This is a genomic window from Candidatus Magnetobacterium casense (genome assembly GCF_019173545.1).
Classification (GTDB): domain Bacteria; phylum Nitrospirota; class Thermodesulfovibrionia; order Thermodesulfovibrionales; family Magnetobacteriaceae; genus Magnetobacterium; species Magnetobacterium cryptolimnobacter.
Map to the genome: position 1 here is coordinate 1 of NZ_JABXWD010000115.1, position 9625 is coordinate 9625.

Sequence of the window (9625 nt, forward strand, 5' to 3'; positions counted from 1 at the left end):
GTTTTTTCGGGTATCAAAATTGCCTGAATAGAAGAAAGAAAGGGGCGGCTCCGCCCCCCTTCAGAACCCCCTGCAAGGGGGCCAGCCCCCTTGACCCCATTATTTTGTCTATCAAATATCATGGGTAGCGCCACAATCAACCGTGGTTGCCAGGATTTAAGCCATTTCTGTGCCCACATAATATGGCATTGTTGTTATGCTTAAGCAATGTGTCCACGGTTGAATGGAATTCTACCACTGAATAAAGACCTTGTGTTTGTCCAGGACTTTTTTGAATTCAGGACTCTTTCTCAGGTTTTTCAGTTCGCTGTCTCCGCGCAGGAGGTCATACTCCTGGAATCCGTTCTCCAATGCCTTATCCAGACTGTCAAGCGCCAAATCAATCTTGTTCTCCAACGAGTACAGACAGGCAAGATTATAATACACGCTGAAGCTATCCGGTAAGAGTTCGGCTGCTTTTTTGAGGTCTTCCTCGGCCTTGTTGCGTTTATTTATTACCATATAGGCGGTTCCTCTGTGTTCGTGTGCCTTGCCTTTTAGTTTTTCGTCACCTGAATCGATCTCTATCGACTTCGTATATTCGTTGATTGCGTTATCCATGCTTTCGTTAAAGGCAGCCTTGTTGTCTCCGCTATTCTTTGCAAGTGCGATCCAACGGAAGCCTTCCTGAATATGCCTGGATGCCTCTTGTTTTTTTGCCTCATCTACTGCCACGGTACCACCAGGCTGCGTTGAAGACGACGGTGATTGTGATGATGGGGTGGGTGGTGGTGTGGGCGTACTGCTGCACTTATCCTTCTTTACCTCGTCGATGAGCTTTTGTTTGTCGTCCTCTGGTATCTTCAGGGATGTTGCGATCTTGTCTGCCTCGGCACAGCTTATGACTTCGGTACCACAACAATCGACAGACTCACAGCACTTCTTCAATGCCGCCTTATACTTTTTCTTCGGCCCTTCCATGATCTTCATTGATACAACGGCTAACAAGATTAGTAACAATATCCCGCCAACTGACGCAATTATTATCAACTTCATCTTTGAATCAGCCGGTCTGCTTCTTTGACAGTTTTGGCATAGATTACTGCTACCCGGATTTTGCGTACCGCAATTACTACACGTCCAATTACTGCTCATTTTTTATCTCCTGTTCAATCTTTAAGACCTCATCGTCGGTTAATCCCAACCGCTTCTGCGTTTCTTTCAGAAATGTCCTGTCATCCGGTATGAATATCCAGGAGCAAGACTTAAACGCTTCCCTGTACTGGTTGTATAGTTCCTCTTTACCGGCTCCATTATCGGGGGGTGGAGCGGGCTGTAACAATGCTTCTGTTACCAATCTTTCGGCTGTCTCAGGTTTAAGTCTGTGGCGAAGGATTCCTTTACCGATGAGCATATCCTTGTCCCTGATATCTTTTTCGCCTACCAAGACGGCAAGTTCCTTCTTAAATAACTCCTCGTTGGGGTCGGGAGGAGCTTCCTCTTCTTCTTCCGCAGGAGGAGGGACAGGAGGATGAAGGTCTGTCTCCTCAGGCGGCTCTATGCCAAACTTATGCCTGTACTCCTCGATGATATCCAACTGTCTCTTAAACTCCGGATTGGCCTCCCTGTCATCGAGTGAGTCCTTGAGATTATCGAGGTATCTTTCAAGACGCATCCACAGGGCATCTTTATCCTTTTTGGTTGTAAGAGGGGCCGCTATCTTGTCAACAAGCCTTACAATGACCTCAAAGGGGGTCTCCTGAGCCGTGCGGTTGTCTATGTCCTTGCTCACCTGTATCCCGGTTAAGTGGGCTTCCAGGTCAGGCCAGGTTTTGGTCAGTTTTGTATATATCTTTTGCTTGCTTCGCTCATCATAGTATATCAGATATATGTGTTTGTAACCGGAATTCGGGTCATCCCTCTGCACCAGGAAGTCAAAAATCTTTCCCAGCAGGACGTAGGACTCTGCCCGGCGTTTGATTTCCTTAATCCTGTCATCAGGGAAGATGTCCGGAAAGTCGATACTGATATCGGTACTGCGCGGCTTGACGGACAGGTAGCTCTGCCTGTAGGCATCCAGCACGGTTATCTTGTGCAGGGGGAAGGCCAGATACTCAGATGCAAATATGAGCCTGTAGACGTCTGAGAGTCTGCTCATATGAGAGAGATTGCCACCCTGGGCGTAGGGCTTTATGTTGCAGATTTTATCAATGAGTGTCTGCAGGTTAGGATCGCTGTCGGGGTTGGACGTCCCCAGCCATTCGTGTTTTACCCCTTCAGCCTTACCCGGGTCGGAGATTAAGATCATTGGCTGTGACATATGAATGTAGGATTTCAGGACGTTGGTCAGCTCTTTGGGTGAACTCATCAGCAGTATTTTGGCTATGGAATGTCGTCTTATTTCCGAGCACTTTTCCTTACACCTCTTCAGAAGCGCCATGACAAAGTCTTCCTGTTTCAGCTCGACAACATTTAAAATCCTGGCGACGCCACTGCTATCTTTTTTAGAGAAGTGACGGGTAATGTCATTCATCATGCTTACGGCGTAGACGGTTGGGTCCGGGACGATGGAGCGTATCACCTCATACAGGTTTGTCCGGTTTAGCATCAGGTCGCTAAAGGACTTGTGGGTGAGCACCACGTCTTCGATGTCCTGTTTTTTCTGTGCGAACCTGGTTGACAGGCTTGTGATACTGTCCTTGTATCTTGCAACGTCCTTTTTTAATATCTCAACTTCGTCCATCACGGAGCGCGTAATGCTGCCATCTTCGAGACGCAGCCCCTTAGCGGTGCCCAGCATATCAATGATCACCCTGTATGACTCGGCATACAGAGCTGCCTCTGTGTAACCCTTGATGCAATCATAGACCCTGTTTATCCAATCCAGGACGGCAAACTTGTTCTTCCCCAAGGTCTCTCGCAGGACGCTGATGGAGGTCGAGTACTTATCCTGCATGGCCGTCATCTCATCCTGGAACGACTTGTGCATCTTGTTCGCTGATTCAAGTTGTTCACCTATATAGCTGAATAGGTTCTTTAAAAAGGCATCTGCCATTATATGCCCATTGTACTGGTTCTCTACGGCTTTTAGGGTTTCATCCCTTAGTTGATTGACGAGGCTGTGTAGTTGAAGTATCCCTGTCCTCTGTATTGCTCCAGTCAACGTTCCCCAGTCATTTGGGTCTGCGCTAAACTTAAGCATTCTCTTACACTCGTCGAAGTGCGTATTGATGTCGGCTATCTTTTTGTCATCTCTCTGTGCTATTGTCTCATGTTTCTTTGTTTCTATAGCGAAGTTGACATCTATTGCTATACTTTTATTCCCAGAGTTTAATAGCACTTTCCACAGATTTACTTTATCCAGTTGTTTTTGCTTTAGGATGTTGCTTTCAACGAGAGTTTCTGCATCCTTAAATAGCCATTTTTCAAGAGTCGCAGCGGCCATTTCATAGGCCATCATCTCCTCGACCTTGAAGACAGGGAAGGACAGTGAGGATAGTCCAAAGGACAGAAACGTATTTGGTTTGTCAGATTTCTCAAAAAAGGCTGAATTAGATTTCTTATCAATCCTCAACCCCCTCTTAGTATCAGAGATGTCGCTACCGAATTCCAGAAAGAGATTAAAGGCAACTACTTCCTCTAATTCACCCCTTTTAAGAAAATAGCCTCTGGCATCCTGTGTTGCGAGATAGCAGTCATCAACAGGGCGTTCCTTTTTATTTATTATCTTCTCTGCACCGGGGTCAGGGTAATCGGCGTTGAAGGCGGTATCAGGCATGGAGAAGTATTGAAGCTCCTTTAGTGCGCTGTAACAGTTGGCCTTTTTTACGGAATTATCCCCGCCGATAATAAACATGCCTGTAAGTTTAGCTATTTCAGAGACATAGCGCGTATTGTAGCACAACTCAAGAAATGAACCGCTTCCAGTTCCACCCATAAAAGAGCATACAATGTATATATTCAAAATGTGATCACAGGGTTGTTTCAATGTCTTAGAAGTAATATGCTTGTTGCCATTTTCCGTTACTTTACTAACGACACCTTCTAAACTACTTCTATACTCTCTGACACTGTACATAAAGGCCAGTTTACCGAAAGGTCGTATGCCGCCTGCGCCCTCAGGAATGGAGCTTGCGTCTATATTTAGACTTGGGTCCAGCCAGGTTGCGGCTTTTCTCTTTATTAATGCGGCGTCGGCCCTGGTGATTCCTCCGGAGAGTTCTATTCGTTCGGCGGCGCTGAAGGTCAGGTTGTATCCGAGGTACTCGGTGACGGCGTTGGAGCCGGCGTCGGGTACGAGGTTGGTGTGTGTATCCACGTGGAGGAATCCGATGCTGGGCAGCAGGTCTAAGGAGCCGAACTCCTCAACGATCATCCGTCTTACGTTGAGCAGGACGCTCTTGCCGGCCCCCCCGATGCCTACGATAACCGATGGCGAAAACGACATGCTACACCCCCTTTGGTCGTGTTACGATGAGATAGACCATGTCAAAGATGAGCGCCAGCACCAGTATGACCAGCGCAATGATGGTGCTGTAAAACCCCAGCAGGTCCAGTGACGCTATGACCCAGAACAGCATGAGCGAGGCGCTTAGGAAGATGGCCCCGTATTTGGCATGTTCTATCTGTGGGTTTATCAGGTAATAGATGATCCTTGTAAACCCGAAATATAGCAACCCAAAGAACACACAAACAATTACGGCAATAAGGTACTCGTTTGTGGTCAGTATCAATGGCGGGGAGACCTCAACAATGGTCTCCCACAGAAATGTTCTGAACATAGATTGTCCTCCTTTATTTCGCTAACTTTATGTTCCAGTCTTTATTGTCAAATACGGCCCGTGGAGTCTGTGATGCTCCCTTGTCCTGCAAAACACTTATGGAGACTTTTGGTTTTGCATATTCAAAAGCACTGGCGACACTGCCTTTGTTTTGTTCCAGGCCGGCGATTAAGTAGTGAGTAAAGTAGCCGTTGTTAATTGAGGGGTCCTCCCATGATTTTTCGCTATCCCCGCTGGCACTTATCAAAACCCTGCCCCAACCGTTGCTGTTGGGTGATAAGTTGATTGAACCTTCCAATACAATGTCTTTTGAGCCTAACATCCTTGTTGCTTGTTCCTTGCTTATGCCAAAGGTTTCGTCTTCAACACCCAGGGATTTTGCACCCTCGGGGACAAATCCCTTTATGTTCTTGTAAGCGCCGCTGCTGTAGCAGGTATCAAGGATGGCAACAACCCTTTTGGCTCTTGTGCCTTGGATAAAGTCACTGAGTTTTTCCCCGGTTATGGATGTGTACCAGATTTCTTTTGGTACAGGCACTGAATCATGGGTTACGATAAATACGCCGCCAAACTTATCAGGCGGGGTGCCATGACTGCTCATGTACAAGACAACAAGATCGTCCTCTTGCGCCTTATTTCTTAAATCATCCAGGGCCTTTGTTATATTATGCCTTGTTGCCTTTTCACCCAACAGAACGGTTACGTTCTGCCTGGAGAAACCTCCCTTTGACGGGGCAGTGAGATATTTGTAAAAGTCCCCTGCGTCCTTTTCTGCATATTGCAGTGGGGTTATCTTGCTGTTTTGGAATTTGCCTATTCCTACCACCAGGGCATATTTATTTCTTACAGGCCCTGGCGGGGCGTCACTGTGTTTAGCAGATGGACTCTTAACGGCAGCACGTGCAAATATCGAGGAGAGCTTCTTACTCCACCCCGGTACGGTAACGTTTTCAGGGTCTACTGGGGAGACCCACTTTACCCCTACCGTTTGTTGAGCTAAGGAGAAGGCCAAATCAACCTCTTCTTCATTTTGATACGACCCCTTAAGCTGTACCCGGCCTATCTTGTCTAACTCCACGTATCCGTTATTGATGTTGTTCTGCTTAAACAGTTTATTAATCTCACCCACGTAACGTAATGTTATTGGCTCAGGGGAATTTGAATTATTTGTACCTGGCGAAGAAGCAGGACTTTCTGACTTAGCCACAATCGCACCTGTTTCTCCCAACATTGCTGCAAATTGCAACGGAACGCATTGCAGTAGCAGAGATGACATTACGATCACGCAAACAAGCAGTATTGATTTTTTCATTATAGTACCTCTCCGGTTGTTATGAGGGAGGGCAAAGCCCTCCTTCTTTTTTTTGCACCTCACGTAGTTGAAATCGCTGATGTAGCAATACCAGCCTATTTCTTGACAATGATATCAACCTCGCTCTTGTCAGATTTGTTTTTGTACGACACCTCAAAAACGATCTTATATCGCCCCTCCGGCATTCCTTCAGGCATACCACACATACCACTAGCTATCCTTGTACCGGGGTCAATGGTCTTTTTATCCGTAGTGTTGCCGAGTTCGTTAGCCTTACCGTCCTTGTCGTAAAAGATTACCGTCCTGGACTCTGTAACAGTCAGTTCTTTTGTTGTTTCCGAATCCATGACATAATATTTCGCCGAAAAATTAAACGGCTTTCCGGGTGCCACAGTAGAAGGTTCAACCTTTGTGCTGTCAATCTTTACCAATGCCCCCTTTTTAGGCTCATAGCCAGTATTGCGCGCCGTTTCCTTGTAATTTGCGGTTTGCTTACTTGTTACGTTAAAGTAATACTCTATACACTTGCCCCATGCCAGGGCAAAGGCTATGGTACCGCCTGCTATGGCACCTTGAATAGCGCCTTTTCCGCCTCCAGTCAGCCCTCCTACCAGGCCGCCTAAGACAGCACCGCCCACCGTGTTTAGGATTATGCACTCATCTTTTGCCGCATTGCGTTCTGCATCTGTCATGTTTTCACGTGGTTTGGATAACATGGTAGTACATGATGTAAAGAAAAACGCCGTTATTACAAACAGCGCTACCAGGTCATGACTCTTACCGGGTCTCATTATATTGCATCTCCTTTTTTTTAACCTTTGTGCCTGAGTCTTACCTGTACCACAAACGACCTCCCTGCATCTATGAGTTCGGAGGGAACAACGCCATAGTTATTGCCACTGTCGCTCTCTAGCACGATATCCTTGCTGCCGGTACTCTCTAGTCTGCAATTTTCCCCGGAGTACACGGCATAGTTGGTACCAATGGCATCCTCTGCGATGATATCCTTAGAGCCACTGGCAGACACCATCAGGGCATGTGGCTTACAATTGGGGTCTGCCTCAACAGGGATACGATCGGACGCCCCGGACAACTCGAAATATATTTCCTCCGTGCCGGGCGGATCGACAATGCGCATGGCCATTGTCTGGGGTATCTCAATTGGAGTGAAAGGAGTCACAGGGCCTTTAAACAAATAGTTGACGTTACCCGTTGGCCCCACATTGTACACAGCCAGATTGCCGGGCTTGTTTATCTGTGCGATTATCTTAATCCTGTCGCCCGTTCTGAAGACACGCTTGCCTGGCACCGGTCGCGGAAAACCATCAGCCCCTATGAGCATCACCGTATACTTGAGCCCAATGTGCGGACCGTATGCAACGTTTACTACATTTTCCGTACCACGTCTGGTTTCCGTAACTGTTGTCTTTTTTCTTTCCGTCGGTACACTTATCTTAGACCCACCACTCTCAAACAGTCCCTTAGCTCCGGTGGGTTCGGCGCTATAGGCTGTCATGCCACCCACAAGGGCAAGCATTGCTATGGTAACCACACAAACCACCCCATATAACCTGTTACTCATGTTTTACCTCCTTAAATTAGACTAAATCTCTTAACTCAACAAAAACCTCTGTTTGTTATCGTGTCCTATGTCTTCTCTCAAAATAAGGTCATTCTCTTCCAATATCCTCCTTGTCTTTTATTTTCTCCTTCAGAACAAACGGGCACCGGATGTTGTAAGCGGATGATATCGGCCACAATATCCCCGGAAGCCCTTATACTATAATAGAATAGGTTCCTTCTTACCTCATGTGGGTAACTCAGATTAAGGTTAGCGACCAACGGGAGCGGGTTATACAATCGAAAGCCTTGCCCTTTATAGGGTTTATCTCGAAAACAATAAAGATTAAAGGTAACATGGCAAGGCTTACCATAGGCGAGGTTGTTTATCTTACCCATTCAAAGTTGGCAAGAGCCATAGAATATCTTATCAGTTGAAATACCGGGATATCAAGAGAAATGTTGTTCACCGAAATAGTGGTCTGTTGAGTAAACATTTACGCAAAAACATAGATAAATCAAGGGGGTTTTTTTTCAGGGGGTCGAAAATCTGTGAACAAAACTTCACGTTCCAACTACTGCATATGTCAGGCGTTGTGGTATTGACAACAAAAAACCGTCCGTATCCTCTAAAAAGCATGGTAAAAGGTTTCACAAGAAGGGGTCAAGGGGACTTCTTCGTGGCCGGGGCGGGTGCGACCCGCTGCGACAAAATAGTGCCTCACCCCCTGGAGCGCCAAGAAGCAGAGCCGCCCCCTTCTTTCTTTTTGAAACGTGCTATATATATCATCACAGGATTTTTTACAGCAAGAAAAAATATGCAATAGTGTATAATACGTTATATCAGTACGGTATGCTAAAAAATAATCAGGAGTCAGATATTTTGAGATTATGGTAAATACGATAGAGTGGATTGAGCGAGTGCCATCGCCGCTGGTACGCATACTTGACCAGACGATACTGCCGCAGCGGATAGAATATGTCGATTGCGACCACTACAGGCAGGTCGTGCAATGTATCAAGCAACTGAGCATCAGGGGCGCCCCTGCCATAGGAATAGCGGCTGCAATGGGGATAGCCTTAGCCGGTTGTGCGATCGATGCACGTGACGGAGAGGAGTTTGCAGCGAAACTGCGCCCCGTCCTGGACGACTTCATAGGCAGCCGCCCAACGGCAGTAAACATCCGCTGGGCAGTGGAGCGGGTCTTGCGTGTGTTATCCGGCCAGAAAGGGGCATCCGTCCAGGCCCTGAAGGATTCGCTGGTAAACGAGGCCAGGGGCATGTTGACCGAAGACATAGAGATAAACAAGGCAATAGGCCGTTGGGGGGCACAGTTCATAAAGGACGGCGCCCGTGTACTGACCCACTGTAACGCCGGCAGCCTTGCCACGGGCGGCTACGGAACCGCCACGGCACCCATACGCGTGGCCATAGAGCAGGGTAAGCGCCTCAGCGTCATAGCCGACGAAACACGTCCTGTCCTCCAGGGGGCAAGGCTTACCTCGTGGGAGCTGCTCCAGGACGGCATTGACGTCACCCTTATCACCGACAACATGGCCGGTGCACTGATGAAGCGCGGGGAAATCGACCTCTGTATAGTCGGTACCGACAGGACGGTCAGAAACGGCGACGTCGCCAACAAGATCGGCACCTATTCCGTGGCCGTGCTGGCCAGGGAACACAACATCCCGTTTTATGTGGCCGCACCCATCAGCAGCATCGACTTTACAATGTCACACGGCGACCTGATCCCCATAGAGGAGCGCGATGGCAGCGAAGTCACAAACGTCTTTGGGACATGCCGGATCGCCCCCGATGGCGTCAAGGTCAGAAACATAGCTTTTGACGTTACCCCTGCACGGTTGGTAACACTCATATTTACCGAAAAAGGCGCTTTCAGACCACAAGACATACACCTCCTGGACGACCCAACGTGTGATATCGAAAAACTACGGGTGTCTGCATAACTTAATAAAGAAAGGGGCGGGTGCA

Annotated in this window: 7 protein-coding genes; 1 reads left to right on the top strand and 6 read right to left on the bottom strand. The window is 47.6% G+C overall.

Annotation, left to right across the window (positions count from 1 at the left end; translation table 11 throughout):
• Positions 1-231 precede the first annotated feature (231 nt).
• The 6 genes from HWQ67_RS07915 to HWQ67_RS07940 all read right to left on the bottom strand — a co-directional run bounded on the left by HWQ67_RS07915 (position 232) and on the right by HWQ67_RS07940 (position 7654).
• Positions 232-1035, bottom strand: a complete 804-nt coding sequence (locus HWQ67_RS07915; protein WP_218252144.1) for a tetratricopeptide repeat protein — start codon at positions 1033-1035, stop codon at positions 232-234.
• An 88-nt stretch (positions 1036-1123) separates the two neighbouring features.
• Complete coding sequence (locus HWQ67_RS07920; RefSeq protein ID WP_218252145.1) at positions 1124-4426, bottom strand: tubulin-like doman-containing protein; 3303 nt, start codon at positions 4424-4426, stop codon at positions 1124-1126.
• Between the two features lies 1 nt (position 4427).
• On the bottom strand, positions 4428-4760 hold the full coding sequence (locus tag HWQ67_RS07925; protein ID WP_218252146.1) for a hypothetical protein: 333 nt from the start codon (positions 4758-4760) through the stop codon (positions 4428-4430).
• A 13-nt stretch (positions 4761-4773) separates the two neighbouring features.
• Positions 4774-6072, bottom strand: coding sequence for a caspase family protein (locus HWQ67_RS07930; protein WP_218252147.1), 1299 nt, complete (start codon positions 6070-6072; stop codon positions 4774-4776).
• Between the two features lie 95 nt (positions 6073-6167).
• A complete protein-coding gene (locus HWQ67_RS07935) occupies positions 6168-6863 on the bottom strand; it encodes a hypothetical protein (RefSeq protein ID WP_218252148.1) in 696 nt (231 codons plus the stop codon).
• A 20-nt stretch (positions 6864-6883) separates the two neighbouring features.
• Positions 6884-7654, bottom strand: a complete 771-nt coding sequence (locus HWQ67_RS07940) for a DUF4384 domain-containing protein (RefSeq protein WP_218252149.1) — start codon at positions 7652-7654, stop codon at positions 6884-6886.
• 869 nt (positions 7655-8523) lie between these two features.
• Between HWQ67_RS07940 and mtnA the strand changes: the two genes are divergently transcribed.
• Positions 8524-9600: an S-methyl-5-thioribose-1-phosphate isomerase gene (mtnA, locus tag HWQ67_RS07945; protein WP_218252150.1), complete on the top strand. Its 1077-nt coding sequence runs from the start codon at positions 8524-8526 to the stop codon at positions 9598-9600.
• The last annotated feature ends 25 nt before the right edge of the window (positions 9601-9625 follow it).

What these genes read in the sequence shown, in the direction of transcription:
- HWQ67_RS07915 (WP_218252144.1), bottom strand. Translation starts at nt 1,035, where the DNA reads ATGAAGTTGATAATAATTGCGTCAGTTGGCGGGATATTGTTACTAATC.
- HWQ67_RS07920 (WP_218252145.1), bottom strand. Translation starts at nt 4,426, where the DNA reads ATGTCGTTTTCGCCATCGGTTATCGTAGGCATCGGGGGGGCCGGCAAG.
- HWQ67_RS07925 (WP_218252146.1), bottom strand. Translation starts at nt 4,760, where the DNA reads ATGTTCAGAACATTTCTGTGGGAGACCATTGTTGAGGTCTCCCCGCCA.
- HWQ67_RS07930 (WP_218252147.1), bottom strand. Translation starts at nt 6,072, where the DNA reads ATGAAAAAATCAATACTGCTTGTTTGCGTGATCGTAATGTCATCTCTG.
- HWQ67_RS07935 (WP_218252148.1), bottom strand. Translation starts at nt 6,863, where the DNA reads ATGAGACCCGGTAAGAGTCATGACCTGGTAGCGCTGTTTGTAATAACG.
- HWQ67_RS07940 (WP_218252149.1), bottom strand. Translation starts at nt 7,654, where the DNA reads ATGAGTAACAGGTTATATGGGGTGGTTTGTGTGGTTACCATAGCAATG.
- mtnA (WP_218252150.1), top strand. Translation starts at nt 8,524, where the DNA reads ATGGTAAATACGATAGAGTGGATTGAGCGAGTGCCATCGCCGCTGGTA.